This is a genomic window from Variovorax sp. V15, assembly GCF_041154425.1.
GTDB lineage: Bacteria > Pseudomonadota > Gammaproteobacteria > Burkholderiales > Burkholderiaceae_C > Variovorax > Variovorax guangxiensis.
Window position 1 is genome coordinate 543,241 of record NZ_AP028659.1, and the last position, 23,896, is coordinate 567,136.

The 23,896-nt window shown below is 69.4% G+C and carries 27 protein-coding genes; 19 read left to right on the plus strand and 8 right to left on the minus strand.

Going from position 1 to position 23,896, the window contains the following annotated elements; genetic code table 11:
- The first annotated feature begins 42 nt into the window (after positions 1 to 42).
- The 3 genes from ACAM57_RS02705 (at position 43) to ACAM57_RS02715 (ending at position 1,924) form a co-directional block, all read left to right on the plus strand.
- The gene (locus ACAM57_RS02705; RefSeq protein ID WP_369660623.1) at positions 43 to 420 is read left to right on the plus strand and encodes a YraN family protein; all 378 of its coding nucleotides are present in this window, start codon (positions 43 to 45) and stop codon (positions 418 to 420) included.
- Between the two features lie 71 nt (positions 421 to 491).
- Entirely contained in the window at positions 492 to 1,103 is a 612-nt protein-coding gene (locus ACAM57_RS02710) for an SIS domain-containing protein (RefSeq protein WP_126025779.1), read from the plus strand.
- Positions 1,100 to 1,924, plus strand: coding sequence for a BON domain-containing protein (locus tag ACAM57_RS02715; RefSeq protein WP_369660624.1), 825 nt, complete (start codon positions 1,100 to 1,102; stop codon positions 1,922 to 1,924). The genes ACAM57_RS02710 and ACAM57_RS02715 overlap by 4 nt, the downstream gene beginning before the upstream one ends.
- A 54-nt stretch (positions 1,925 to 1,978) precedes the next feature.
- Here ACAM57_RS02715 and ACAM57_RS02720 read toward each other — a convergent pair whose 3' ends face one another.
- Genes ACAM57_RS02720 through ACAM57_RS02730 form a run of 3 tightly spaced genes read right to left on the minus strand, consistent with a single transcriptional unit; the run spans position 1,979 to position 5,144 of the window.
- Positions 1,979 to 2,887, minus strand: coding sequence for an NAD(P)-dependent oxidoreductase (locus ACAM57_RS02720; protein WP_369660625.1), 909 nt, complete (start codon positions 2,885 to 2,887; stop codon positions 1,979 to 1,981).
- Between the two features lie 48 nt (positions 2,888 to 2,935).
- Complete coding sequence (locus tag ACAM57_RS02725) at positions 2,936 to 4,072, minus strand: PilT/PilU family type 4a pilus ATPase (RefSeq protein ID WP_369660626.1); 1,137 nt, start codon at positions 4,070 to 4,072, stop codon at positions 2,936 to 2,938.
- Positions 4,073 to 4,100: 28 nt separating this feature from the next.
- Positions 4,101 to 5,144 carry a type IV pilus twitching motility protein PilT gene (locus tag ACAM57_RS02730; protein ID WP_093206426.1) on the minus strand — a complete coding sequence of 348 codons (1,044 nt, stop codon included), beginning with the start codon at positions 5,142 to 5,144 and terminating at the stop codon, positions 4,101 to 4,103.
- Between the two features lie 51 nt (positions 5,145 to 5,195).
- On the opposite strand from ACAM57_RS02730, the gene ACAM57_RS02735 reads away from it, so the two are divergent.
- Complete coding sequence (locus ACAM57_RS02735; RefSeq protein ID WP_369660627.1) at positions 5,196 to 5,900, plus strand: YggS family pyridoxal phosphate-dependent enzyme; 705 nt, start codon at positions 5,196 to 5,198, stop codon at positions 5,898 to 5,900.
- Positions 5,901 to 5,910: 10 nt separating this feature from the next.
- Here ACAM57_RS02735 and ACAM57_RS02740 read toward each other — a convergent pair whose 3' ends face one another.
- From ACAM57_RS02740 to ACAM57_RS02750, 3 genes are all read right to left on the minus strand, one after another.
- On the minus strand, positions 5,911 to 6,378 hold the full coding sequence (locus ACAM57_RS02740) for an Lrp/AsnC ligand binding domain-containing protein (protein ID WP_019657564.1): 468 nt from the start codon (positions 6,376 to 6,378) through the stop codon (positions 5,911 to 5,913).
- A 143-nt stretch (positions 6,379 to 6,521) separates the two neighbouring features.
- Positions 6,522 to 6,980: a hypothetical protein gene (locus ACAM57_RS02745; RefSeq protein WP_184642078.1), complete on the minus strand. Its 459-nt coding sequence runs from the start codon at positions 6,978 to 6,980 to the stop codon at positions 6,522 to 6,524.
- Positions 6,981 to 7,106: 126 nt separating this feature from the next.
- Positions 7,107 to 7,430: a DUF4148 domain-containing protein gene (locus tag ACAM57_RS02750; protein WP_369660628.1), complete on the minus strand. Its 324-nt coding sequence runs from the start codon at positions 7,428 to 7,430 to the stop codon at positions 7,107 to 7,109.
- 233 nt (positions 7,431 to 7,663) lie between these two features.
- Here ACAM57_RS02750 and ACAM57_RS02755 point away from each other — a divergent pair, with 233 nt between their 5' ends.
- The 15 genes from ACAM57_RS02755 (at position 7,664) to ACAM57_RS02825 (ending at position 20,694) form a co-directional block, all read left to right on the plus strand.
- Positions 7,664 to 8,938 (plus strand): Glu/Leu/Phe/Val dehydrogenase, encoded by a 1,275-nt coding sequence (locus ACAM57_RS02755; RefSeq protein WP_184642076.1) that lies wholly within the window; start codon positions 7,664 to 7,666, stop codon positions 8,936 to 8,938.
- Positions 8,939 to 8,972: 34 nt separating this feature from the next.
- Positions 8,973 to 9,494, plus strand: coding sequence for an alpha-ketoglutarate-dependent dioxygenase AlkB (locus ACAM57_RS02760; protein ID WP_126025787.1), 522 nt, complete (start codon positions 8,973 to 8,975; stop codon positions 9,492 to 9,494).
- Between the two features lie 90 nt (positions 9,495 to 9,584).
- Positions 9,585 to 10,247, plus strand: a complete 663-nt coding sequence (locus ACAM57_RS02765; protein ID WP_184642075.1) for a nucleoside/nucleotide kinase family protein — start codon at positions 9,585 to 9,587, stop codon at positions 10,245 to 10,247.
- Positions 10,248 to 10,333: 86 nt separating this feature from the next.
- Positions 10,334 to 11,071 carry a DUF2242 domain-containing protein gene (locus tag ACAM57_RS02770; protein WP_369660629.1) on the plus strand — a complete coding sequence of 246 codons (738 nt, stop codon included), beginning with the start codon at positions 10,334 to 10,336 and terminating at the stop codon, positions 11,069 to 11,071.
- 43 nt (positions 11,072 to 11,114) lie between these two features.
- Positions 11,115 to 11,585 (plus strand): MarR family winged helix-turn-helix transcriptional regulator, encoded by a 471-nt coding sequence (locus tag ACAM57_RS02775; RefSeq protein WP_369660630.1) that lies wholly within the window; start codon positions 11,115 to 11,117, stop codon positions 11,583 to 11,585.
- Positions 11,582 to 12,583 carry an aromatic acid exporter family protein gene (locus tag ACAM57_RS02780; RefSeq protein WP_369660631.1) on the plus strand — a complete coding sequence of 334 codons (1,002 nt, stop codon included), beginning with the start codon at positions 11,582 to 11,584 and terminating at the stop codon, positions 12,581 to 12,583. Before ACAM57_RS02775 ends, ACAM57_RS02780 begins: the two co-directional genes overlap by 4 nt.
- A 73-nt stretch (positions 12,584 to 12,656) precedes the next feature.
- The gene (locus ACAM57_RS02785; protein WP_126025792.1) at positions 12,657 to 13,175 is read left to right on the plus strand and encodes an RDD family protein; all 519 of its coding nucleotides are present in this window, start codon (positions 12,657 to 12,659) and stop codon (positions 13,173 to 13,175) included.
- Between the two features lie 16 nt (positions 13,176 to 13,191).
- Positions 13,192 to 13,914, plus strand: a complete 723-nt coding sequence (locus ACAM57_RS02790; protein ID WP_369660632.1) for an RDD family protein — start codon at positions 13,192 to 13,194, stop codon at positions 13,912 to 13,914.
- On the plus strand, positions 13,911 to 14,900 hold the full coding sequence (locus ACAM57_RS02795) for a stage II sporulation protein M (protein WP_369660633.1): 990 nt from the start codon (positions 13,911 to 13,913) through the stop codon (positions 14,898 to 14,900). Before ACAM57_RS02790 ends, ACAM57_RS02795 begins: the two co-directional genes overlap by 4 nt.
- Entirely contained in the window at positions 14,890 to 15,621 is a 732-nt protein-coding gene (locus ACAM57_RS02800) for a hypothetical protein (protein WP_369660634.1), read from the plus strand. Before ACAM57_RS02795 ends, ACAM57_RS02800 begins: the two co-directional genes overlap by 11 nt.
- A complete protein-coding gene (locus tag ACAM57_RS02805) occupies positions 15,608 to 16,402 on the plus strand; it encodes a DUF4129 domain-containing protein (protein ID WP_369660635.1) in 795 nt (264 codons plus the stop codon). Before ACAM57_RS02800 ends, ACAM57_RS02805 begins: the two co-directional genes overlap by 14 nt.
- Positions 16,399 to 17,673: a DUF4350 domain-containing protein gene (locus ACAM57_RS02810; protein ID WP_369660636.1), complete on the plus strand. Its 1,275-nt coding sequence runs from the start codon at positions 16,399 to 16,401 to the stop codon at positions 17,671 to 17,673. Before ACAM57_RS02805 ends, ACAM57_RS02810 begins: the two co-directional genes overlap by 4 nt.
- 14 nt (positions 17,674 to 17,687) lie before the next feature.
- Positions 17,688 to 18,683 (plus strand): MoxR family ATPase, encoded by a 996-nt coding sequence (locus ACAM57_RS02815; RefSeq protein WP_019657549.1) that lies wholly within the window; start codon positions 17,688 to 17,690, stop codon positions 18,681 to 18,683.
- Between the two features lie 11 nt (positions 18,684 to 18,694).
- Positions 18,695 to 20,080, plus strand: coding sequence for a DUF58 domain-containing protein (locus ACAM57_RS02820; protein ID WP_369660637.1), 1,386 nt, complete (start codon positions 18,695 to 18,697; stop codon positions 20,078 to 20,080).
- 50 nt (positions 20,081 to 20,130) lie between these two features.
- Positions 20,131 to 20,694 (plus strand): DUF805 domain-containing protein, encoded by a 564-nt coding sequence (locus tag ACAM57_RS02825; RefSeq protein ID WP_126025798.1) that lies wholly within the window; start codon positions 20,131 to 20,133, stop codon positions 20,692 to 20,694.
- A 6-nt stretch (positions 20,695 to 20,700) separates the two neighbouring features.
- Here ACAM57_RS02825 and rocF read toward each other — a convergent pair whose 3' ends face one another.
- Together rocF and ACAM57_RS02835 are read right to left on the minus strand one after the other, a co-directional pair.
- Positions 20,701 to 21,621, minus strand: coding sequence for an arginase (gene rocF / locus ACAM57_RS02830; RefSeq protein WP_184642065.1), 921 nt, complete (start codon positions 21,619 to 21,621; stop codon positions 20,701 to 20,703).
- A 1-nt stretch (position 21,622) separates the two neighbouring features.
- Positions 21,623 to 23,695, minus strand: a complete 2,073-nt coding sequence (locus ACAM57_RS02835) for a prolyl oligopeptidase family protein (RefSeq protein WP_369660638.1) — start codon at positions 23,693 to 23,695, stop codon at positions 21,623 to 21,625.
- Positions 23,696 to 23,896: the final 201 nt, after the last annotated feature.

Here is a 23,896-nt window from a genome sequence, read left to right on the forward strand (position 1 = left end):
AGCAGAAAAAAGAAGACTCTCGAGAGCCGGCCAGGGAGGGCCATGAAGACCGACACCACAACGAAGCATCGGGGCGATGCGGCGGAAGACGCCGCGCTCGACCACCTGCGGGACGCGGGCCTCGTGCTGCTCGCCCGCAATTATCGGACGCCCGGGCGCGGCGGCGGCGAGATCGACCTGGTCATGCGCGATCCGCGTCCCTCGCCCACGGGCACGCTGGTGTTCGTGGAAGTGCGCCATCGCAGCTCCGGCACGCACGGCGGCGCGGGCGGCAGCATCACCGGGCCGAAGCAGCGGCGCATCGTGTTCGCCGCGCAGCACTACCTGAGCCGGCTGCGCACGGTGCCGCCGTGCCGCTTCGACGTGGTGCTGGTGGAAGACAGGATCACCTGGCTGCAGGCCGCCTTCGATGCCGGCTGACGCGCCGCCCTCGATGAGTGCTCCACATCTCGAACGTCTTGTTTCACAGCCCCCAGTTATCATCCCGCCCCATGCTCGAGCAACGGATTCAGCAGCACTTCATCGACAGTGCCGACCTCAAGTACCAGACCGGGCCGGTCCTCAGCAAACCCATCTCCCAAGCGATGCAGGCCATCCTCGCCTGCGTGACCAGCGGCGGCAAGGTGCTCGCCTGCGGCGCAGGCGTGTCGGGCCTTCTGGCGGCCCAGTTCGCCGCGCAGTTCGTGGGCCGCTTCGAACGCGAGCGGCCCGAGCTCGGCGCCATCGCGCTGCCCGGCGATGCCACCGACCCCGCCGCCGACAGTGCCGACGCGGCTGATGCCGACCGCTTCGCCCGCCAGGTGCGCGCGCTCGGCCAGGCCGGCGACGTGCTGCTCGCGTTGAGCGTCAGTGGCCAGTCGGCCCCGGTGCTGGCGGCGGTGACCGCGGCGCACGAGCGCGACATGACCGTGGTCGCGCTGCTGGGCAACGCGGCATCGGGCGCCGGCGGCGCCATCGGCCGCGCGCTGCGCGAGACCGACGTCCAGATCAGCGTGCCGCACGAGCGTGCGGCGCGCATCCACGAGATCCACCAGATCGCGCTGCATTGCCTGTGCGACGGCGTGGACGCCCAGTTACTCGGAGAACAGGAAGCTTCCTCATGACCTTGACGACCATGACGACGACGACGACATCGACCCAGCGTTTCGCTCTCGCCCTGACACTGGGCGCCGCAATGGTTGCCGGCCTCTCCGCCTGCGTGCCGCTCGTCGTGGGCGGCGCGGCCGTGGTGGGCGTGGGCATGGTGGCCACCGACCGCCGCAGCTCGGGCGCCCAGCTCGACGACCAAGGCATCGAACTGCGTGCCGCCGCCCGCGTGCGCGACATCGCCAACGACCAGATGTACGTGAGCGTGACCAGCTACAACCGCCAGGTGCTGCTGACCGGCGCCGTGGGCAGCGATGCCGACCGCCGCCGCGTCGAAGACGAGGTGAGCCGCATCGTGAACGTTCGCTCGGTGGTCAACGAGCTGACCGTCGGTTCCTCCAGCACCTTCCAGGACCGTTCGAACGACCTCTACATCACCGGCAAGGTGAAGGCCTCGCTGCTCGACGCCAAGGACATCTTCGCGAACTCCTTCAAGGTGGTGACCGAGCGCGGCGTGGTCTACCTGATGGGCATCGCCACGCGGCGCGAGACTGATCGCGCGACCGAGATCACGCGCGGCGTGTCGGGCGTGGTGAAGGTGGTGCGCGTGGTCGAGGTCGTGAGCGAAGCCGATCTGGCGGCCAGCCAGGCGGCGAATCAGGCTGCCGCGCAGCGCGGTGGCACGGGGCCGGCGCCGGTGACTTCGGCAACGCCGTCCGCGCCCTCGTCGTCGTCCACCTCGCGCGTGCCGCTGCCGCCGATGGAGCCGTTGCCCCCCGCGGGCTCGTCGACGCCGGCGCCTTCCTCGAACGGCGTGACGACCTCGCCGGTGCGCTGAAGATCCGGCACGTCAAGACAGGAAAGCCCGCTGATGCGGGCTTTCTTCATTGCGTCACTTGAGCCGCGTGATGAGGCTCGAGGTGTCCCAGCGCCGGCCACCGGCCTGCTGCACGTCGGCGTAGAACTGGTCGACCAGCGCCGTCACCGGCACGCGCGCGCCGTTGCGCTTGGCTTCGTCGAGCACCAGGCCCAGGTCCTTGCGCATCCAGTCGACCGCGAAGCCGTAGTCGAACTTGCCTTCGATCATGGTCTTGCCGCGGTTCTCCATCTGCCAGCTCTGGGCTGCGCCCTTGCTGATGACGCCCAGCACGGCCTCCATGTCGAGACCGGCGCGCTGGCCGAAGGCGATGGCTTCCGACAGGCCCTGCACCAGGCCCGCGATGGCGATCTGGTTGACCATTTTCGCAAGCTGGCCGGCGCCGCTCTCGCCCAGCAGCGTGACCGCGCGCGAGAACGCCATGGCCACCGGCTTGATGCGCTCGAAGACCGCCGCGTCGCCGCCGCACATCACGGTGAGCGCGCCGTTCTGCGCGCCGGCCTGGCCGCCCGAGACGGGGGCGTCGATGAAGTGCAGGCCCAGCGCCTGCGCTGCCTTGGAGAGCTCGCGCGCCACGTCGGCCGAGGCGGTGGTGTGGTCGACCAGCACCGCCCCCTTCTTCATGCCGGCGAAGGCGCCGTCGTCGCCCAGCACCACCGAGCGCAGGTCGTCGTCGTTGCCGACGCAGCAGAACACGATGTCGGCGCCGGCGGCCGCTTCGCGCGGGGTGGCGGCGTGGCGGCCGGGCGGGCCGAATTCCTCGGCCCAGGCCTGCGCCTTGGCGGCGGTGCGGTTGTAGACCGTGACGCTGTGGCCGGCCCTGGCCAGGTGGCCGGCCATCGGGCCGCCCATGACGCCGAGGCCGAGGAAGGCCACGGTCCGCGCGGGGATGGATTCGTAGGTGCGGGGGTTGATGCTGCTCATGGGGCCACAGCTTAAGGCCATTCCGCCGCAGGCCGGCCTCCCGCGGCCTCAGACGATCGCGAAGTGCTCCGTGCCCGCCGCCAGGTCGGTGCTGCGCGCGCGCTGGCTGTTGAGCTTGATCTGCAGCCGCAGGTCGTTGGCCGAGTCGGCGTTGCGGATGGCGTCCTCGAAGCTGATCGAGTGGCTCTCGAAGAGGTCGAACAGCGCCTGGTCGAAGGTCTGCATGCCCAGGTTGCGGCTCTTGCGCATGATTTCCTTGATCTCGCCCACCTCGCCCTTGAAGATCAGGTCGGAAATCAGCGGCGTGTTCAGCAGCACTTCCACCGCGGCCACGCGGCCCAGGCCGTCTTCCGTTGGCACCAGCCGTTGCGAAATCAGCGAGCGCAGGTTCAGCGACAGGTCCATCAGCAGCTGCGCGCGGCGTTCTTCGGGGAAGAAGTTGATGATCCGGTCCAGCGCCTGGTTGGCGCTGTTGGCGTGCAGCGTGGCCATGCACAGGTGGCCCGTTTCGGCGAAAGCCACGGCGTGCTCCATGGTTTCGCGGTCGCGGATTTCGCCCATCAGAATGACGTCCGGCGCCTGGCGCAGCGTGTTCTTCAGCGCGGCTTCCCAGCTGTCGGTGTCGATGCCCACTTCGCGCTGCGTCACCACGCAGTTCTTGTGCGGATGCACGAATTCGACCGGGTCTTCCACCGTCACGATGTGGCCGTAGGAGTTCTCGTTGCGCCAGTCGATCATCGCCGCCAGCGTGGTCGACTTGCCCGAGCCCGTGGCGCCCACCAGGATGCACAGGCCGCGCTTGGTCATCGACACGTCCTTCAGCACCTGCGGCATGCCCAGGCCGTCGATGGTCGGCAGCTTGGCGGGAATGGTCCGCAGCACCATGCCGACCTTGCCCTGCTGCACGAACGCGTTCACGCGGAAGCGGCCGATGCCGGTGGGCGAGATCGCGAAATTGCATTCCTTGGTGCGCTCGAACTCCGCCGTCTGGCGGTCGTTCATGATCGAGCGGGTCAGCGCCAGCGTGTGCGGCGCGCCCAGCGCCTGCTGCGAAACCTTGGTGACCTTGCCGTCGACCTTGATGGCCGGCGGGAAGTCGGCGGTGATGAACAGGTCGCTGCCGTTGCGGCTCACCATGAGCTTGAGCAGGTCGTTGATGAACTGGCTGGCTTGATCGCGTTCCATGATGTCTTTGCTCCGGGAGGGCCTGGGGTCAGCCGGGGAAGTTCTCGGGGATCTTGGCTTTCCCGCGGGCTTCCGCTGCCGAGATGGTATTGCGGCGCACCAGTTCCGTCAGGTTCTGGTCCAGCGTCTGCATGCCCGAGCCCTGGCCGGTCTGGATGGTGGAGTACATCTGCGCCACCTTGGCCTCGCGGATCAGGTTGCGGATGGCCGGGGTGCCCAGCATGATCTCGTGCGCCGCCACGCGGCCCTGGCCGTCCTTTGTCTTGCACAGCGTCTGCGAGATCACGGCCTGCAGCGACTCCGACAGCATGGCGCGGATCATTTCCTTCTCTTCGCCCGGGAACACGTCGATGATCCGGTCGATGGTCTTGGCGGCCGAGGAGGTGTGCAGCGTGCCGAACACCAGGTGGCCCGTTTCGGCGGCGGTCATCGCCAGGCGGATGGTCTCCAGGTCGCGCAGCTCGCCCACCAGGATGGCGTCGGGGTCTTCGCGCAGCGCGGAGCGCAGGGCGTTGGAGAACGACAGCGTCATCGGCCCCACCTCGCGCTGGTTGATCAGGCACTTCTTCGACTCGTGCACGAATTCGATCGGGTCTTCCACCGTGAGGATGTGGCCGTACTCGTTCTCGTTGAGGTAGTTGATCATCGCCGCCAGCGTGGTCGACTTGCCCGAGCCCGTGGGGCCCGTCACCAGCACCAGCCCGCGCGGCTTGAGCGCCAGTTCACCGAAAATCTTCGGCGCGTTCAGCTGCTCGAGCGTGAGGATCTTGGACGGAATGGTCCGGAACACCGCGGCCGCGCCGCGTGCCTGGTTGAAGGCGTTCACGCGGAAGCGCGCGAGGCCGTCGATCTCGAAGGAGAAGTCGACCTCCAGGAACTCTTCGTAGTGCTTGCGGTGCGTGTCGCTCATGATGTCGTACACCATGGCGTGCACGCCCTTGTGGTCGAGCGCGTCGACGTTGATGCGGCGCACGTCGCCGTTGACGCGGATCATGGGCGGCAGGCCCGCGGAAAGGTGCAGGTCGGAGGCTTTGTTCTTGACGCTGAACGCCAGCAGTTGGGTGATGTCCACGGGGCTCCTCGGCTCGGGTTTCGTGACGTTTTGATACGATTTTGGACGATTATGACGATGATTGGCGACGACCTCCAGCAAGTAAACAACCGGATCGCGAAGGCATGTGTAACGGCCGGCCGCGACCCGGCCGGTGTGCGCCTTCTGGCGGTGTCCAAGACCTTCGGCCCCGAGGCCGTGCGCGAGGCGCATGCGGCGGGCCAGTCGGCCTTCGGCGAGAACTACGTGCAGGAGGGGCTGGACAAGATCGAAGCACTCGCCGACCTGCGTTCTTCCCTCGAATGGCACTGCATCGGGCCGCTCCAGAGCAACAAGACGCGGCCCGTGGCCGAGCACTTCGACTGGGTCCACAGCATCGACAGATTGAAGATCGCCGAGCGCCTTTCGGCCCAGCGCCCGGCTCACCTGCCGTCGCTGCATGTATGCCTTCAGGTTAATGTGGACGGCGGAGCGAACAAGTCCGGCGTGCCTCCGGAAGAGGCGCTCGCGCTGGCGCGCGCTGTGGCGGCTTTGCCACAACTTCGGCTGCGCGGGCTCATGGCGATTCCCGAGCCTGCCACCGGCTTCGAGGCGCAGCGCGAACTGTGCCTGCGTGCGCATGCGGTGTACCAGTCGATCCGCGACGCGGGCATCGCGCTCGACACACTCTCGCTGGGCATGAGCGGCGATCTCGAAGCCGCCATCAGCGCCGGCAGCACGATGGTGCGGGTAGGCACCGCGATCTTCGGCGGCCGCAACTACGCCAAGCCGGCCTGACGGGCCCGGCTCACACCCCCAGCGGCAGCCGCGCGCTGTTCTTCACTTCTTCCATCACCGCATAGGTCCGCGTTTCGCGCACGCCGGGCAATTGCCACAGCACGGTGCCCGCGAACTCGCGGTAGGCGGCCATGTCGGCCATGCGGGTCTTGAGCAGGTAGTCGAAGCCGCCGGCGACCATGTGGCATTCCATGATCTCGTCGCGCACCTGCACCGCGGCCTTGAACTGGTCGAACACGTTGGGCGTGGTGCGGTCGAGCAGCACCTCGACGAAGACGGTGAAGCCGCGGCCCAGCTTGTGCGGATCGAGCCGCGCCTCGTAGCCCTGGATGAACCCGTCGCGCGTGAGCCGCTGCACCCGCGCCAGCACGGCCGTGGGCGAAAGCGCCACCGCCTCGGCGAGCTTGAGGTTGGTGATGCGGCCGTCTTCCTGAAGGATCTTCAGCAGACGCAGATCGATGCGGTCCAGGTCGAGCATCGGAGGATTATCCGGCTCGGGCATCGATTCGTGGCAAAAGATGCGGGTTATGGAGGCAGGCTATAGGAGATAGAACCAAGGAACTGCCGCCGGCCTACCCTCGCTTACCCAAGGAGCGAGGGGGCCGAGGCATTCCGTCCCCGTCAGCGGAGCTGGGTCTGCGGTTGCGCGGCCGCTTGCTGGTTCTTCAGTTGGTCGACGAGTGCGCTGTAGGCAGGGCTCGCGCGCAGTCGCGCGTACTCGGCGGCGGCCTCGCGGTAGCCGGGCCTCATCGTGTCGGCACCGGCCTCGCCGCTCTGCCTGGCCGCCAGGCCCGAGCGGATCCACAGCTGCGTGTCGGCAGCCACCGCGGCGCGGGAGTTGGCCGACACCACCACCGCCTGCTGCTCGTAGCCGCTGGTGTAGCCCTGCGTGGGTGCTGTCTTCAGCCACTGCACCGCGTCGGCGGTCACGGCGGCGCGCGTGGTCGAGGAGACCAGCGGCGCGGGACGCGGATCGCCCTCGGCGTAGTTGCCGGCGAAGCTCGGCGCGGCGATCATGCCCAGCAGGGCGGCGAGGGCGGCGGTGCCGATCAGACGGGTGGCGGAAGCTTGCTTGCTCATTCGTTACTCCTTGATGTGTGACGTCGGTTGGTTTGCCTTGGTTGGTGAAGCCAACTCTACGAAGCGGATCTGCTGGGTCGATAACCCGTCGATGACGTTTCTGTCATCTACGGATGTGGCGCATGCCTATCGCTCGCCCGAGGGGATCGTTCCCGCCCGCATCGCCTTGATGGCCTCGGCCTCCACCGCTTCGCGCGCGGCGGGCTGGCCGGTGCGCGCGGCGGGCCAGGGCGCGCCGCGGCTCACGTTGTTCCAGGCGGGCTGCTTCTGCGCCGTTGCCAGCTCTGCCACGACCCTGTCGCGCGACGGATCCTGCTTCGCGTGATCAGGGAAGCGCGTCACGCCGGCCTCGGTGGGGGCGAAGTGGTACTCGCCGGCGGCGGACGCTGCCAGCGGAATCAGCGCGGCGGCGAGAAGGGAGGAAGAAACAAGAAGCTTGCGATGCGGCATGGTCGGTATCTCCTGGTTGGTTGTCCGTCGTCGCCGGGATGGCGCGACCATGCCAATCTAGGAAGCGAGCCGGTCAACCTCCGCACGCCGCGATTACATCGGCGCAATGTCGACCCGGCAGGCCAGCCAACCTCTCTTGCATAACCGCCTCCGCGGCGCGCATAAGCCATGGCGCAACGCGCGGCGGAGGTCTATCGTTGCGCCACCCTAACAAACCAAGCAAGGGAACTCATATGAGCGAACAACTCTCCTTCGTCAGTCCTACAGCCAACAGCCCGTGGGGCACCTATCTCTCGCAGGTCGACCGCGTCGTGCCGTACCTCGGCCCGCTGGCCCGCTGGGTCGAAACCCTCAAGCGCCCCAAGCGCGCGCTCATCGTCGACGTGCCCATCGAGATGGACGACGGCAGCATCGCCCACTTCGAGGGCTACCGCGTGCAGCACAACATGAGCCGCGGCCCCGGCAAGGGCGGCATCCGCTTCCACCCCGACGTCACGCTGGAAGAAGTGATGGCCCTGTCGGCCTGGATGACCATCAAGACGGCAGCCGTGAACCTGCCGTACGGCGGTGCCAAGGGCGGCATCCGCGTCGACCCGAAGAAGCTCTCGCCGCAGGAGCTCGAGAAAGTCACCCGTCGCTACACCAGCGAGATCGGCATCATCATCGGCCCGCACACCGACATCCCCGCGCCCGACGTCAACACCAACGCGCAGATCATGGCGTGGATGATGGACACCTACTCGATGAACGTCGGCGGCACCGCCACCGGCGTCGTCACCGGCAAGCCCCTGCACCTGGGCGGCTCGCTGGGCCGCGTGAAGGCCACCGGCCGCGGCGTGTTCGTCACCGGCCGCGAAGCCGCGCGCCGCCTCGGCATGGACCTGCGCGGCGCGCGCATCGCGGTGCAGGGCTTCGGCAACGTGGGCTCCGTTGCGGCCGAACTCTTCGCCGAAGCCGGCGCCAAGATCGTCGCCGTGCAGGACCACACCGGCACCATCGTCAACAGCAACGGCCTCGACCTCGCCAAGCTCGTGCCCATCTCGCGCACCGACGGCGTGGTCGGCTTCAAGGCCGGCGGCGACATCGTGCCGAACGAGGACTTCTGGAACACGCCCTGCGACATCCTCATTCCGGCTGCCCTCGAAGGCCAGCTCACCGCCGAGCGCGCGCAGAAGACCACCGCCAAGCTCGTGCTCGAAGGCGCCAACGGCCCCACCGTGCCGCAGGCCGACGACATCCTCGCCGAGCGCGGCGTGCTGGTGGTGCCCGACGTGATCTGCAACGCCGGCGGCGTGACGGTCAGCTACTTCGAATGGGTGCAGGACTTCTCGTCCTTCTTCTGGGACGAGGACGAGATCAACGTGCGCCTCGACCGCATCATGATGAACGCGCTCAACCACATCTGGGACACGGCCGACAAGCACAAGATCACGCTGCGCACCGCAACTTACGCGGTGGCCTGCGAACGCATCCTGATGGCTCGCCAGGAGCGCGGCCTGTATCCCTGATCGCGAAGCAACGGTCCCTGTATCCTGCGGGCCCATGAGCGGCCCGCCCATCCACCTCGATCCCGCGTTCATCGCGTCGCCCGATGCCCTTCTTGAATGGCTTCGGTCCGCGGTGACGTGGGACGAGCGCATGCGCGCACGCAAGACCGCCAGCTTCGGCGTGCCCTACGACTATTCGCAGATTGCCTATGAGGCGGTGCCGATTCCCCCGGAACTGGAAGTCCTGTGCGGCAGGATCGAAGCCACGCTCGGGTTCCGTCCCAACAATTGCCTGCTGAACCACTATGCCGATGGCGCGTCGTCGATGGGCTTCCATTCGGACGACATCGCGGCATTGGCACCCGGCACCGGCGTCGCCATCGTATCGGTCGGGGCCACCCGGTCTATCGCATACCGCAGCAAGGCCGACAGCAGCTTGCGCTTCCATTACCCGCTTTCCCACGGCTCGCTGCTCTATATGTCCGACGCCGTCCAACGGGAGTGGCTCCACGCCATTCCCAAGGCCGAAGGCGTTGGCGAGCGCATCAGCCTGACGTTTCGTGCGATCCTGAAATGACGGCGTTGCTCGTGTAGCGCGCGAGTCGCGCTCGAGAGCCTTTCCGCTGGCTGATGATTTCTTGACGCCCAGAGAAGCTACGCTCAGGGGATGAGCACTCCTCCCGCGCAGAACCTTCCCCCGCTTCCAGCACTTCCCCCTGAAAGCGCCGCCCGCCTGCAGGCCCTGATGGCCAGCGGGCAGCGGCGGCTGCTGGGGCTCGTCGGCGCGCCCGGCGCGGGCAAGTCGACGCTCGCGGCGGCGCTCCTGCAGGCGGTGGGCGCGGAGCGTGCCCAGGTCGTTCCCATGGACGGCTTCCATCTGGCCAACGTCGAGCTGCAACGGCTCGGCCGCGCCGGCCGCAAGGGTGCTCCCGACACCTTCGACAGCGCCGGTTACGTCGCGCTGCTGCAGCGCCTGCGCGAGCAGCGGCCCGACGGGGGCATCGTCTACGCGCCCGAGTTTCGCCGCGAGATCGAGGAGCCGATCGCCGGCGCGATCGCGGTGCTGCCTTCGACGCAGCTCGTCATCACCGAAGGCAACTACCTGCTGCACGACGTGGGCCCGTGGGCCGGCGCGGCGGCGATGCTCGACGAGGTCTGGTACGTGGACATCGACGACGCGGTGCGCGAGGCGCGGCTGGTGCGCCGCCACCAGCAGTTCGGCCGCAGCGCCGAAGAAGCGCGCGCCTGGGTGGAGAGCACCGATGCGCCGAACGCGCGGCTGATCGCGGCGACGCGGGTGCGCGCGCATCACGTGCTGCCCTGGTCCTGAAAATTTCGGCATTGCGGCGGGAACGCGCTTGCACGGGCGCGCTCGAAGGCTTGCCGGCAAGGCCGCCGGTTAGCATTCGCCGCTTCATGCCGTCCATGCACTCCAATTCCCTGTTCGCCATCCGTGCCCCGGTCCGTAAACCGGTTCTCGCCCTGGGCCTGCTCTGCGCCGTTCTCGTGCTCGCCGGTTGCGGCAGTACCTCCCGCCGGGTCAACTACGAACCCGAGGCCTTCGGCTCCACCACCACCCACACCCGCGACTACGAGGCCAGCGAGGCCCAGACCTGCGAGGCCGCGCGCCGTGCGCTGTTGAGCCAGGGCTACATGATCACGGCCGCCAACTCCGACCTCGTGACCGGGCGCAAGAGCTTCCAGCCTGCAGCCGAGGTGCATGTGGAAGTCGAGTTCCGCGTGGTCTGCGCGCGCGAGAGCACCCGCGGCGGCAAGACGAGCAGGAGCACCGTGGCCTTCGCCACCGCGCTGCAGGACCGCTACGGGCTCAAGAAGGTGAACAACTCGGCGAGCCTCGGCGTGGGCGCTATCGGCTCGCTCTCGCTGCCGTTCTCGGGCAGCGACGACGCGATGGTGAAAGTGGCGAGCGAGACGCTGACCGACGAGCGCTTCTACGACCGCTTCTTCGCGCTGCTCGATCGCTTCCTGGAAGGCCCGGAGGCAGAAGCCGAGGACGAGGCCGCGACCAAGCCCGAGGAAACGCCGGTCGCATCGCCGGCCCCGGTGCCCATGCCTGCGCCCGCCATCGCTCCGGCCTCCGAGCCGGCGCCGGCCGTCACCTACCCTGTGACTTCATCGCCCAACCGGGGCTGACGCCGAAAGGCCTGAATACCAAGACGCGTCTTACAATCCGGGCATGGCTTCCACCATCCCCGATACGGCGCAATGCGCCTCGCGTCTTCGCTCCTCCGTGTCGTTGCTCTCCCGCCAGCTTCGCGGCGGCAGTGCCACGCCGGAGGGGCCGAGCGTGGCCAAGCTCAGCGTGCTGGGCCAGCTCCACCGGCACGGGCCGTGCACGCCCACCGCGCTGGCGGGGTTCGAGCGCGTCAAGCTCCAGTCGCTGACCCGGCTGCTGGCCGAGCTGGAAGCCGAGGGCTGGATCGGCCGCGCGCCGCATCCGGCCGACGGGCGCCAGTGGCTGCTGTCGCTCACCCCCGAGGGCATGCGACGGCTGAAGGCGATCATGCGCACGCGCGAGGCGGCGCTGGCCGAGGCGATCGGAGCCACGCTCGATGAAGGCCAGCGCGCCCTGCTGCTCGAAGCCTGCGGGCTGATCGACGGCATTTCGGCCGCGCTCGACGGCGGCGCGAAGCCTCCCGGGCCATGAACGGCACGCGCGCGCTGCAACGCCTCGCCGACCCCTGGCGCAACGGCCGCTGGCGTCCCGGCGTGCAGCTCGCCGCGGCGGTGGCTATCGCATGGTGCGTCGCTACCGCGCTGCATCTGCCCGAGAGCTTCTGGGCCGTGATGAGCGTGCTGATCGTCATGCGCCCGAGCGCCGGTTCCACGCTCGACGCCGGCTGGGACCGCGTGCGCGGCACCGCGGCTGGCGCGCTGGTCGGCATGGCGGGCGTCTGGCTGCAGCATCACGGCGCACAGCCGATCGCGACCACGCTGGCCCTCGTCGTACTGCTCGCTTTCGCCAGCGCCTCGGTGCCGGGCATGCGCAGCGCGCCGGTGGCGGCGCTCATCATCCTGTCTGCCGGCGGCATTCCCGGCCATTCGCCGCTGCAGGTGGCGCTGCTGCGCATGGTGCAGATCGGCATCGGCGTGGGCGTGGCGCTGGTGGTCTCGACGGTGATGTCGGAGTACCACGCGGGCGCGCGTTTCGACGAGGGCTGCGCGGCGCTGCTGCGCGGCATCGCAAGGCGCATGTCCGCCTCGCGCCGTCCCATCGATGCCGGGGAGATCGAGCGCATCCAGGCAGGTACGCGCGCCGCGCTGGTCCGCCTGGCGGCGCTGGCCGGCAGCGCCGACCTCGAAGCGCGATGGTGGCGCCGGGGCGGCACGAGCGGCAGCTATCGCGACAAGGCCCGGCTGGCGGCGCGCATCTTCCAGGACGCCACGGTGCTCGACCGCGTGTTCCGCCTAGCGCCCGGCACGCAGGCCGAAGCCGCGCAGGCGGCCGGCGCGGCCATCGCGGGCATGGCCGACGCGCTCGAAGGCAAGCCCGCGCCGTCCGACCTGGACGAACTGGCCCGCTGCGCAGCACAGGCTTCGTCGGGCGGAGGCGCTTCGAACGCGCTGCTGGCGGCGCCGCTGAACCTGCTGCTCGACGACCTGCGGCGCCTGCAAACCACGCTCGCCGCGCGCCCGCCGGCCTAGCCGGCCGGCCGGAGCGGGCATCGAACCGCCCTAGAATCTTCCGAAAATTCATTCGTTTCGGAGAGGGACGGGCATGGAAGACCAGTCGCAGGACGCGCGCTACGCGCCTCCGCAATCCCATGTGGAAGACGTGGTGCAGCCGGGCGGGGGCCAGTCGGGCGAGCTCGCATCGCGCGGCACGCGCTTTCTCGCCGCGATGCTCGACGCGGGCATCTCCATCGTGGCGATCTGGCTCCTCGCGAAGTTCACGCCCATCAATCTCTGGGAAGACGACGGCCTCGGCATGTGGGAGCCCCGCATCTCCAGCGCGGCCTCCGGCGTCGTCCTCTATCTCGTGCTGCACGGCTATCTGCTGGCCACCCGCGGCCAGACCATCGGCAAGGCGCTTTTCAGGATCCGGATCGCGCGGCCCGACGGCTCGCAGGCGCAGATCGGCCGCATCCTCGCGCTGCGCGACGGGCCGATGTTCTTCACCAGCATCTGGCCGCTGCTCGGGCCGATCTACGTGCTGATCGACTGCCTCTTCATCTTCCGCGCGTCGCGCCGCTGCCTGCACGACCAGATCGCCGACACCGTCGTGCTGCAAGCCTGAGCCGGGCGCGACGCCAGTGCGCCTCGACACGCTCTACACCGCCGAGACCCCTGAAGGCATCGCGCTCTCCCTGCGCCCGGCCGGGCTGGTCGCGCGCGGGCTGGCCTACCTCATCGACTTCGCGATCCGGCTCGGCATCTTCGTCGCGATCTCCATCGGCGTCGGCATGCTGGGCAAGATGGGCTTCGGCATCCTGCTGATCGCCTACTTCTGCCTGGAGTGGTTCTACCCTGTGGTCTTCGAGCTGACGCGCGCGGCCGCCACGCCCGGCAAGCGCGTGATGGGCCTGCGCGTGATGATGGACTCGGGCCTGCCCGTCACGCCCGCCGCCGCGCTCACGCGCAACCTGCTGCGCGCGGCCGACTTCGTGCCTTCCTTCTACGGCGCGGGCATCGTGTCGATGCTGTGGCGCCACGACAGCAAGCGCCTGGGCGACCTCGCCGCTGGCACGCTGGTGGTGTTCAGCGACCAGGTGAGCCTGCACGGCAGCGTGCCCCCGGCCGAGCCGCAGGCGCCCGCGCGGCCGCTGTCGGCGCGCGAGCAGATGGCCATCGTCTCGTGGGCCGGGCGCGCCACCCGCCTCACGCCCGAGCGCTTCGACGAGCTTGCCCGCGTCGCGGAACCGGTGCTCGGGCCCGACACCACCGGCGCCTCGGCCTCGCAGCGCCTGCTCGGCGTGGCGCAGTGGGTGCTGGGCCGGCGCTCCGGTGCCGATGCGCAGGGAAGGGCGGTGCGATGACCCCGCTCGATTTCGAAGCCGCCTACGCACCCCTGTGGGCCGAGCTCGAAGCCGTCATCCGCACGGCCGAGACCAAGCGCAAGTTCGACGGCGCCCGGCTCGCCACGCTGTACCGCCGCGTGTGCGAGCACCTCGCGCTGGCGCAGGCGCGCGCCTATCCGATCCATCTCACGCAGCGCCTGGAGGGCCTCACGCAGAGCGCGCACCGGCTGATCTACCGCCGCCACGACTACGGCCTCGCCCGCTTCGCGCGGCTCGCGCTGGTCGACTTTCCCGAGGCGGTGCGCGCGCACCGCATCTACCTGCTGGTGTCGGCGCTGATGTTCATGCTGCCGCTGCTGATGGCGGGCTGGGCCGCCTGGCGCGACCCGGGCTTCATCCTGCACCTGCTCGACGCCAGCTCGGTGCAGGAGTTCGACTCCATGTACGGCGACAGCGCCGAGTCGCTGGGCCGCACGCGCAGCGCGGACGACGACTGGCAGATGTTCGGCTACTACATCATGAACAACATCGGCATCGGGTTCCGCTGCTTCGCGGCGGGCATCTTCGCCGGCGTGGGCAGCGCGGCGGTGGTGGTGTTCAACGGCGTGCAGATCGGGGCCGTGGGCGGCTACCTCATCGCGGCGGGGCATGCCCAGAACTTCCTTTCCTTCGTCGTCACGCACTCGGCCTTCGAACTCACCGCCATCGTGCTGGCGGGCGCGGCGGGCCTGCGGCTCGGCTATTCGTGGGTGGCGCCCGGACGGCACACGCGGCTCGAGGCGCTGCGGCTGGCGGCGCGCCACGCGGTGGTGATCGTCTACGGGGTGATCGGGCTGCTGCTGATCGCCGCCGCGGTCGAAGCCTTCTGGTCGTCGGCGCGATGGATCGCGCCGGCCGTGAAGTACGGCGTGGGCGGAGCCTGCTGGGTGCTGGTGCTGGCCTACCTGGGCTGGAAAGGCCGGCCGAGCGCCGCCGCGAAGACAGGGGACGAACATGCGGGTTGACGGCCTCGCCATCGCGCTGCGGCCGCGGCCCATGGCCGAGGCCGCCGATCTCGGCGCGCAGCTGGTGCGCAGCCACGCGCGCTCGGTGTGGCGCACCTTCCTGCCGGTGCACATCGTCATGGTGCTGCTGGCCCTTGGCACGGTCGAGATCGCCGGCTGGCTGCCCAGCCTACTGATCTTCTGGCTCAAGCCCTGGCTCGACCGCAGCCTGCTCTTCGTGCATTCGCGCGCCGTGTTCGGGCAGGAGACGCGCTGGTCCGACCTCTGGGCCAACCGCCGGGCAGTGTGGGGCGGCCAGCTGCTGCGCACGCTGCTGTGGCGGCGCTTCTCGCCCTGGCGCTCGTTCACCCAGGCCATCGAGCAACTCGAGGGCCAGCGCGGAAGCGCACGGCGCAAGCGGCGCGCGCAGCTGCTGAGCGGACGGCGCGGTTCGGCCACCGGCATGCAGCTGGTGTTCGCCAACGTCGAGATGGCGCTCGACATCTGCCTGCTGTCGCTGCTGTTCTGGTTCGCGCCCGAAGGCAGCTCGCGCGATCTCTTCAACTGGCTCACGCAGTCGGACTCGACGGTGCAGAGCCTGCTGACGGCAGGCGCGTATGCGCTGGTCGTCGGCGTGTTGGAGCCGTTCTATGTGGCGGCCGGGTTCGCGATGTACCTGAACCGCCGGGTCGAGCTGGAAGCTTGGGACATCGAACAGGAGTTCCGTCGTGGATTCCGTTGATATGCGCGGGCTTCGCGTCGCGGCAGCGGTGCTGGCCGTGTGGGCTGCCAGCCTGATGCTGCCGGCGACCTCCACCGCGGCCGAGACGGTGCTGACGCGCGAGCAGGTGCAGGCCGCCGCCGACAAGGTCCGAGCCGACCCGAACATGCCCGGCACCAGGACCGAGAAGAAGCTGCGCTTCAAGGAGCGCGACGAGGAAGAGGAAGAGCCCGAGAAGAAGACCGACAGCCTCGACTGGCTGCGCGACTTCGTGCGGGCCGTGGCCGAGGGGGCGCGCTGGCTGATCTGGGGGTTGGCCGCATTGGCGCTGGCCTGGCTGGCGGTGCGCCTTCATCGATGGATCAGGGTGCGCGCCGGCGGCACGCGGCCCGGCAAGGCGCCGCTGCCCAGCCACGTCGGCAGCCTCGACATCCGGCCCGAGAGCCTGCCCGAGGACATCGGCAATGCCGCCGCCGGCCTCTGGCAGCGTGGCCAGCACCGGCCCGCGCTGTCGCTGCTGTACCGCGGCGCCCTGTCGCGGCTGGTGCACGCGCATGCGGTGCCGGTTCGCGCCGCGAGCACCGAGGGCGAGTGCGTGGTGCTCGCCTCGACCCGGCTGTCGCCGGACGCGCAGGCTTTCTTCGTGCGGCTGATCGAGGCGTGGCAACTGGCGGCGTACGGCGGCCGGCTGCCGTCCACCGCGCAGGTGCTGGCGATCTGCGGCGAGTTCGACCTGCACCTGTCCGCCAAGGCGGCCGCTGCCGAGCTGAACGACAGCCTGATGAAAGGCGCGGCCGCATGAACGCATGGGTGGCCCGCATCCTCACGGTGCTCGTGCTGGCGCTGGCCGGCTTCTGGCTGGTCTCCGCCACCGAATGGGCCGACACCGAGGTGTCGACGCCCGCGAGCGGAGAGGCCAGGACGAACCGCTTCTACGGTGCGCAGGCGATGCTGCGCGAGCTCGGCATGAAGGTGGTCAAGCGCGACAGCCTCGACGCTATGCCGCCCGCGCAGGCGCGGCTGGTGCTCGGCTCCAGCCACTGGGACATGTTTCCCGAGCGCGGGCAGCGCCTGCGCCAGTGGGTCGAGCAGGGCGGGCACCTCGTGATGCCGGGCTACCTGGTCGGCGGCGACCAGCTCGAAGACTGGCTGCCGCTGGTGCGCGAGAAGCCGCCTGCATCGGAAGAAAAGAACGAGAAGGAAACACCCGAGCCGAAGAAGAGGCGGAAATCGGGCATCCCGCGCATTCCCGACCCGTCCGCCAGGGACGCGGACTGCCACACGGTGAACGAGCCCGCAACGGTTCCCGCGAGCTTCGCCGGCGGACGCAGCTACCGGCTCTGCACATGGTGGTCGCCCTCGCGCTACCGGCCCGCCGACAGGCAGCCGCCCGCGCTGTGGACCGCGACCGGCTCGCGCGGCACCGAGGCGATCCGCGTCGGCGTCGGGCGCGGCACCGTCACCGTGATGCCCTGGGGCCTCTGGCACAACGACAGCCTCCTGCGCGGCGACAACGCGCTGTTCGCCGCCGCGGCGGTGCAGGCGCGCGGCGGTGCCGAGATCTGGTTCGTCGCCGAGGAGGCGCGCGAGCCCTTCATGCTGTGGCTCTGGCAGAAGGGCTGGGTGGCAATGGTCGTGGGGCTGCTGGCGCTGCTCGCCGCGCTCTGGCGCGCGGCCGTGCGCTTCGGGCCGCTGGCGCCTTCGGCCGGCACGCACCGGCGCTCCATGGCCGAGCAGGTGCGCGGCACCGCCGGTTTCCTGCATGCGCACGGCCCGGGCGCGCTGCACGTTGCGCAGCTGCGCGCGCTCGACGAATCGGCTCGCCGGCAGCTGCGCGGCTACGCGTTTCGCGATGCGGCGGCGCGAGCAGCCGCCATCGCGCAGGCAACGGGGCTGGAGCCGGCGATGCTGTTGCGCGCGATGGACGGGGCCCGCACCCGCCACGCCGGCGCGATGGCGATCGAGCTGGAAGTGCTCGAGACCGCGCGCCGCCGGCTCGACGCGAACGGGCCGTTCACGCCGCGGACTTCTTCTTCATCACCTTCTTCTTCCTCCTCCTCATCCTCATCCTGAACCGAGAGACGCCCATGCAAGCCATCCAACCCGAAGAACTGACGCGTGCGGCCCAGTGGCTGCAGACTCTGCGCGCCGAGGTCGGCCAGGCCGTGGTCGGCCAGCTCGAGGCGGTCGACCAGACGCTGGTGGCGCTGGTGGCCTCGGGCCACGTGCTGATCGAGGGCGTGCCGGGGCTGGGCAAGACCCTGCTCGCGCGGGCGCTCGCGCAGGCCATGACGCTGCGCTACTCGCGCGTGCAGTTCACGCCCGACCTGATGCCCTCCGACGTCACCGGCCACGCGGTGCTCGACATCGCATCGCGCGGCGACGGCAGCCTCGGCACCCTGCGGGTGCACCAGGGCCCGGTGTTCACCAACCTGCTGCTGGCCGACGAAATCAACCGCGCCCCGGCCAAGACCCAGAGCGCATTGCTCGAAGTCATGCAGGAGTACCAGGTCACGCTCGAAGGCAAGGCCATGGCGCTGCCGCGCCCTTTCATGGTGATGGCCACGCAGAACCCGATCGACACCGAGGGCACCTATCCGCTGCCGGAAGCGCAGCTCGACCGCTTCCTGCTGAAGATCGACATCGGCTTTCCGAGCCACAGCGAGGAGAACGCCATCGTGCAGCTCACCACGCGGCAGCGCGCGGGCAACCAGTTTCCGCTGGAAGCCGTGCGCCCCTGTCTCGACGAGGCGCAGGTGCTCGAGCTGCAGCGGCTGGCCTGCCTGGTGCAGGCCGACGAGCGCGTGATCGACTACGCGGTGCGCATCGCGCGCGCCACGCGCGACTGGCCGGGGCTTTCGTCGGGTGCCGGCCCGCGCGGCACCATGGCGCTGGTGCGTGCCGCCCGCGCCGCCGCGCTGATGGCGGGGCGCGACTTCATCACGCCCGACGACGTGGCGCGCCAGGCGCTGCCGGCGCTGCGGCACCGCGTGATGATCTCGCCCGATGCGCAGCTTGAAGGCCTGAGCGTCGACACGCTGCTGCGTGCCGCGCGAGACAGCGTGGAAGCTCCAAGGCTGTAAGCCCAGCGCGGATGCGAGCTGCCATTCCGATCCCCGCGCGCGCGCCCGTGCTGGCGCTGGCCGGCCTCGGTGTCGCCGCCACGGTGGCGCTGCTGCTGGGCGTGCCGGTGGACTACGTCGCCGTCGTGGCGGGGGTGCTGCTGGCGCTCGGCTTCGTGCTGGCGGGCGCCGATCTCTGGCAGAGCCTGCGGCTTTGGCGCGCCGCGCCGCTGCGCATCGAGCGCAACCTGCCGGGCGCGTTCTCGCTGGGCGTGCCCACGGTGCTCACCCTCACGCTGGTGAACGAAGGCGCGCAGGCCTGGCGGGTGTCGGTGTTCGACGAGCTCGACACGCACTTCGCCTTCGAGGGCCTGCCGCAGGAGCACCTGGTGCCGGCGCTCTCGCGCGTCGCGATCCGCTACACGGCCACCGCCACACAGCGCGGCGTGGCGCAGTTCGGCGCCACCCAGCTGCGCTGGCGCACCCGCCTCGGCTGCTTCGAAGTGCGGCAGACGCTCGGCGAGCCGCGCCGGCTGCGCGTGTACCCGAACTTCGCCGCGCTCGCGCGCTATGCCTGGCTCTCGGGCGACCGGCGGCTGGCGCAGATCGGCATCAAGACATACGCGCAGCGCGGGCTGGGCACCGACTTCCGGCAGCTGGCCGACTACAAGACCGGCGACTCGCTGCGCCACATCGACTGGAAGGCCACGCAGCGCCAGCGCCGGCCCATCGTGCGCGAGTTCCAGGACGACCGCGACCAGTGCGTGCTGTTCCTGCTCGACTGCGGCCGTCGCATGCGCGCCGACGAAGGCGCGCCGGCGCAGCAGGCCGATAGCAACAGCAGCAGCAGCAACAGCCACTTCGACGAAGCCCTCAACGCGCTGATGCTGCTGAGCTACGTCGCGCTGAAGGAGGGCGACGAGGTCGGCGCCATGACTTTCGGCTGCCCGCCCGAAGAGCGCCGCGACTTCGCCCCGCGCAAGGGCAGCGCCACGCTCAACGCGCTGATGAACCGGCTGCACGACATCCAGCCCGGCGCCACCCATTCCGACTACCTGCTGGCCGCGCAGGAGCTGCTGCGCGTGCAGAAGCGGCGCGCGCTGGTCATCGTGCTGACCAACTTCCGCGACGAGGACGCGGCCGAGCTGCGCCCCGCCATCAAGCTGCTGCGCCGCAAGCACCTCGTGCTGGTCGCGAGCCTGCGCGAACGCGTGCTCGGCCACATCGCCAGCCAGCCGCTGGTGCATGCGCGCGACGCGGTCGACGTGGCGGCGGCGCACCTGTTCGAGCAGTCGCGCCGCGATGCCTTTGCGCGCGTGGTGGGCAACGACCCGCTGTCGGTCGACGTGGAGCCGGCCGACCTCGCCGTGGCGTTGGTGAATCGGTACCACGCGGTCAAAAGGGCTGGCCTTTTGTAAAGGTCTTTGCCCACAATGGGTTCTTCATAAATCAGAGGAGAGAGAAGCACATGACGACCGATTTCACCAATCCCAATCCGTACGCCGCGCCCCGCTCCACGGTGGCCGACGTGTACGAGGGCGGCTCCGATGCCGTGCAGCCCGTGAAGCTGTGGTCCGCCAAGGGCCGCATCGGCCGGGCGCGCTTCCTGGCGTACACGCTTTTTTCGTACATCATCTTCATCATCGCAGCCGCGGTGATGGGCGGCATCCTCGGCTTCACCGGCCTCGCGCGCTCCGAGGGCGTGATCGGCGGGCTGACCTTCCTGCTGGCGATTCCGTACCTGGTCTTCTACGTGCTGACGGGCATCCAGCGCTCGCACGACATGGACTGGTCGGGCTGGATGCTGTTCCTGGCGCTGATTCCGTTCGTCGCCTTGATCTGGGTCTTCAAGTCGGGCACCAAGGGCCGCAACCGCTTCGGCGCGCCGCCGCCGCCCAACGGCATCGGCGTGCTGATCGGCGCGTGGCTGCTGCCGGTGATCACGGTGCTCGGCATCCTCGCTGCCGTCGCGCTGCCGGCCTACCAGGGCTACACCACGCGCGCCAAGGCGGCGCAGGTCGAGCGGCCCTGAGCTTTTCTACCTCACCAGCGTCGACTTGCCGAACAGGCTCTCGATGAGCTCCACGGCCACCTCGGCCGTCTGGTTTCGCACGTCGAGCGCCGGGTTCAGCTCCACCACGTCGAGCGAACCGAGCCGCCCGGTGTCGGCGATCATTTCCATGCACAGCTGCATCTCGCGGTAGGTGGGCCCGCCGCGCACGCCGGTGCCCACGCCGGGCGCGTCGGCGGGGTCCAGGCAGTCGAGGTCGAAGCTCACGTGCAGGTGGGTGTCCTCGTCGACGTCCTGCAGCGCCTCGGTCATGGTGGTGCGCATGCCGTGCTCGTCGATGTGGCGCATGTCGAACACGTTCAGGCCCAGCGTGCGGATGGCTTCCTTCTCGTCGCCGTCCACGCTGCGGATACCGATGAAGCGGATCGCGTCGTGCTGCAGCGCCGCGCGCTCGCCGCTCCACCCCGTGAGCACCGCCGGCCCGTGGCCCAGCAGGCACGACACCGGCATGCCGTGCAGGTTGCCGCTGGGGCTGGTGGCCTCGGTGTTGACGTCGGAGTGCGCATCGAGCCACAGCACGCGCAGCTTCTTGCCGCGCTTGCGCGCATGCCATGCCACCGCGCTGATCGAGCCAATGGCCAGGCAGTGGTCGCCGCCCATCATCAGCGGCACGTGGCCGGCGCCCAGCGCCGTGTCGATGGCCTGGTAGACCGAGCGGTTCCAGGCGATCACCTCGTCGAGATGCCGCAGCCCGCTCGGCGGCTGCGTCCAGGGCGTGGCCGGCCCCGCGAGGTTGCCGCGGTCGACGACCGCATAGCCCTGCCGCGCGAGCGCCTCGGGCAGGCCCGCCACGCGCAGCGCGTCGGGCCCCATGCCGGCGCCGCGCACGCTGGCACCGACGTCGGTGGGCGCGCCGATCAGTTCGAGGGTGACGTTGGCATTGCTCATCTCAACTCCTCAGGTGCCGCCACAGGTAGGCATAGCCCAGCGCATCCATGAAGGCGGATTCCTTGTTGTCCGTGGCCGCGCTGTGCCCGCCTTCCAGGTTCTCGTAGAAGCTGCTGTCGTAGCCCAGCGCCTTCATCCTCGCGTGCATCTTGCGTGCATGCACCGGGCCCACGCGGTCGTCGCGCGTGGACGTGGTGAAGAGCACTGGCGGACAGGCCAGCCCCGGCTTCGCGTTCTCGTAGGGCGAGAAGGTGCGGATGAACTCCCACTCCTCGGGCTGGTCGGGGTCGCCGTACTCCGCGATCCATGAGGCGCCCGCCGACAGGTGCGTGTAGCGGCGCATGTCCAGCAGCGCCACCTCGCTCACGATGGCGCCGTACAGGTGCGGGTACAGCGTGAGCATGTTGCCCATCAGCAGGCCGCCGTTGCTGCCGCCCATGGCGCCCAGGTGCGCGGGCGAGGTGATCCCGCGGGCGATGAGGTCTTCGGAGACGGCCGCGAAGTCCTCGCAGGTGCGCAGCCGGTTCTCCTGCAGCGCGGCCTGGTGCCAGCGCGGGCCGTACTCGCCGCCGCCGCGGATGTTGGCAATGACGTACACGCCGCCCTGGTCCAGCCATGCGCGGCCGATGCTGCCGCTGTACGCGGGCTGCAGGGGCACCTCGAAGCCGCCGTAGGCGTACTGAAGCGTCGGGTTGGTGCCGTCGGCCTTCAGGTCTTTCGGGGCGATCTCGAAGTAGGGCACGCGCGTGCCGTCCTTCGAGGTGGCGAAGTGCTGGCTTACGCGATGGCGCGAGGCGTCGAAGAAGGAGGGGCTGTCTTTGATCACCTGCGGCTCTCCCTGCCCGATGGTGCCGATGTAGAGCGTGGTCGGCTGCAGGAAGCCGCTCACCGTGAGGAAGTAGTCGTCGTTCTCGTCCTCGTCGATGCCGCCCGCCGCGATGGTCGAGAGCGCGGGCGCGCCGCCCAGGCTCTCGCGCTTCCACGGGCCCTTGCCGTCCGCGGGCGGCGTGAGCACCTCGAGCTGGTTCACCACATCGTGCATCACGTTGAGGAGCAGATGGTTGCGCGTCCACGAATAGTCGTCGAGCGCGGTGGTGTCGTCGGGCTCGAACAGCACCGTGAGCGTGCGGCTGCCGGCCATGTAGTCGTCGAACTTCGCGGCCAGCAGCGAGCCCGCCGTGTAGGTGGTGCCGCCCACGGTCCAGTCCTCGCGCGGCTCGACGAGCAGCCACTCGCGCGTGATGTCGGTGTCGCAATCGTCGGGCACGTCGATCTTCACCAGCTTGCCGTCGGCGCCGCGCAGCCAGGTCTCGCTCTCGTAGAAGTCCATCTGGCGCGAGACGAAGTCGCGCTCGAAGCCGGGCGTGTTGTCGCGCCAGGCGCTCACGGACATGTCTTCGTGCAGGCCCTCGTAGACCGTCACCGCGCTCTCGAGCGGCGTTCCGCGCCGCCACTCTTTCACGATGCGCGGGTAGCTGGAGCTGGTCATGGAGCCGGGGCCGAAGTCGGTGGCCACGTAGAGGTGGTCGATGTCCTTCCAGCCGACGTGGTTCTTGGCCTCCGGAAGCGAGAAGCCGCCTTCGACGAACTGCTTGGCCTCCAGGTCGAACTCGCGCACCACGTCGGCGTCGGCGCCGCCGCGCGACAGCGAGATCAGGCAGCGCCTGTACTCGGGCTCCAGGCAGTCGGCGCCGTGCCAGACCCAGTTCTCGCCGTCGGCCGCTGCCAGCGCGTCGATGTCGAGCACGGTCTCCCATTCGGGCCGGGGCTTGCGGTACTCGTCGAGCGTGGTGCGGCGCCAGATGCCCTTCGGATTTTCCTTGTCGCGCCAGAAGTTGTAGAAGAAGCGCGGGCCGATCTTGCGGACCATCGGAATGCGCTCGTCGGAGTCGAGCACCTCGAGGATGCCCTGCTGGAGCGCCTCGAACGCGGGCGACTGCGCGTAGGCCTGAACCGTGATGGCGTTCTGGGCACGCGCCCAGGCCAGTTGCTTCTCGCCATCGATGTCCTCTAGCCAGAGGTTCTCGTCTTCGTCCTGTTGCTGATGCTGCTGCGGGGGGAGGCTGGATGTCATGGCCCCAGTGTACGGAGGCGCCGTGAAAGACACCGCGTCTTGTGAGCAGTTGTTGCGGTGCTTTTTTCAGTATCCGTACTTTGGAATTACTGGGGCAAACCCCTGTCGCGCCGGTGCCTGCCCTCGGTGGAAACACTGAATAAGCGAGGGCCCGGGAACGCGATGCGCACGGTATCCTGCCAAGCGGCTCATGCCCCACCA

What these genes read in the sequence shown, in the direction of transcription:
- rocF (WP_184642065.1), bottom strand. Translation starts at nt 21,621, where the DNA reads ATGAGCAATGCCAACGTCACCCTCGAACTGATCGGCGCGCCCACCGAC.
- ACAM57_RS02815 (WP_019657549.1), top strand. Translation starts at nt 17,688, where the DNA reads ATGCAAGCCATCCAACCCGAAGAACTGACGCGTGCGGCCCAGTGGCTG.
- ACAM57_RS02795 (WP_369660633.1), top strand. Translation starts at nt 13,911, where the DNA reads ATGACCCCGCTCGATTTCGAAGCCGCCTACGCACCCCTGTGGGCCGAG.
- ACAM57_RS02780 (WP_369660631.1), top strand. Translation starts at nt 11,582, where the DNA reads ATGAACGGCACGCGCGCGCTGCAACGCCTCGCCGACCCCTGGCGCAAC.
- ACAM57_RS02735 (WP_369660627.1), top strand. Translation starts at nt 5,196, where the DNA reads ATGACGATGATTGGCGACGACCTCCAGCAAGTAAACAACCGGATCGCG.
- ACAM57_RS02775 (WP_369660630.1), top strand. Translation starts at nt 11,115, where the DNA reads ATGGCTTCCACCATCCCCGATACGGCGCAATGCGCCTCGCGTCTTCGC.
- ACAM57_RS02825 (WP_126025798.1), top strand. Translation starts at nt 20,131, where the DNA reads ATGACGACCGATTTCACCAATCCCAATCCGTACGCCGCGCCCCGCTCC.
- ACAM57_RS02820 (WP_369660637.1), top strand. Translation starts at nt 18,695, where the DNA reads ATGCGAGCTGCCATTCCGATCCCCGCGCGCGCGCCCGTGCTGGCGCTG.
- ACAM57_RS02725 (WP_369660626.1), bottom strand. Translation starts at nt 4,072, where the DNA reads ATGGAACGCGATCAAGCCAGCCAGTTCATCAACGACCTGCTCAAGCTC.
- ACAM57_RS02750 (WP_369660628.1), bottom strand. Translation starts at nt 7,430, where the DNA reads ATGCCGCATCGCAAGCTTCTTGTTTCTTCCTCCCTTCTCGCCGCCGCG.
- ACAM57_RS02800 (WP_369660634.1), top strand. Translation starts at nt 14,890, where the DNA reads ATGCGGGTTGACGGCCTCGCCATCGCGCTGCGGCCGCGGCCCATGGCC.
- ACAM57_RS02765 (WP_184642075.1), top strand. Translation starts at nt 9,585, where the DNA reads ATGAGCACTCCTCCCGCGCAGAACCTTCCCCCGCTTCCAGCACTTCCC.
- ACAM57_RS02810 (WP_369660636.1), top strand. Translation starts at nt 16,399, where the DNA reads ATGAACGCATGGGTGGCCCGCATCCTCACGGTGCTCGTGCTGGCGCTG.
- ACAM57_RS02710 (WP_126025779.1), top strand. Translation starts at nt 492, where the DNA reads ATGCTCGAGCAACGGATTCAGCAGCACTTCATCGACAGTGCCGACCTC.
- ACAM57_RS02785 (WP_126025792.1), top strand. Translation starts at nt 12,657, where the DNA reads ATGGAAGACCAGTCGCAGGACGCGCGCTACGCGCCTCCGCAATCCCAT.
- ACAM57_RS02760 (WP_126025787.1), top strand. Translation starts at nt 8,973, where the DNA reads ATGAGCGGCCCGCCCATCCACCTCGATCCCGCGTTCATCGCGTCGCCC.
- ACAM57_RS02770 (WP_369660629.1), top strand. Translation starts at nt 10,334, where the DNA reads ATGCCGTCCATGCACTCCAATTCCCTGTTCGCCATCCGTGCCCCGGTC.
- ACAM57_RS02745 (WP_184642078.1), bottom strand. Translation starts at nt 6,980, where the DNA reads ATGAGCAAGCAAGCTTCCGCCACCCGTCTGATCGGCACCGCCGCCCTC.
- ACAM57_RS02740 (WP_019657564.1), bottom strand. Translation starts at nt 6,378, where the DNA reads ATGCTCGACCTGGACCGCATCGATCTGCGTCTGCTGAAGATCCTTCAG.
- ACAM57_RS02720 (WP_369660625.1), bottom strand. Translation starts at nt 2,887, where the DNA reads ATGAGCAGCATCAACCCCCGCACCTACGAATCCATCCCCGCGCGGACC.
- ACAM57_RS02835 (WP_369660638.1), bottom strand. Translation starts at nt 23,695, where the DNA reads ATGACATCCAGCCTCCCCCCGCAGCAGCATCAGCAACAGGACGAAGAC.
- ACAM57_RS02715 (WP_369660624.1), top strand. Translation starts at nt 1,100, where the DNA reads ATGACCTTGACGACCATGACGACGACGACGACATCGACCCAGCGTTTC.
- ACAM57_RS02705 (WP_369660623.1), top strand. Translation starts at nt 43, where the DNA reads ATGAAGACCGACACCACAACGAAGCATCGGGGCGATGCGGCGGAAGAC.
- ACAM57_RS02755 (WP_184642076.1), top strand. Translation starts at nt 7,664, where the DNA reads ATGAGCGAACAACTCTCCTTCGTCAGTCCTACAGCCAACAGCCCGTGG.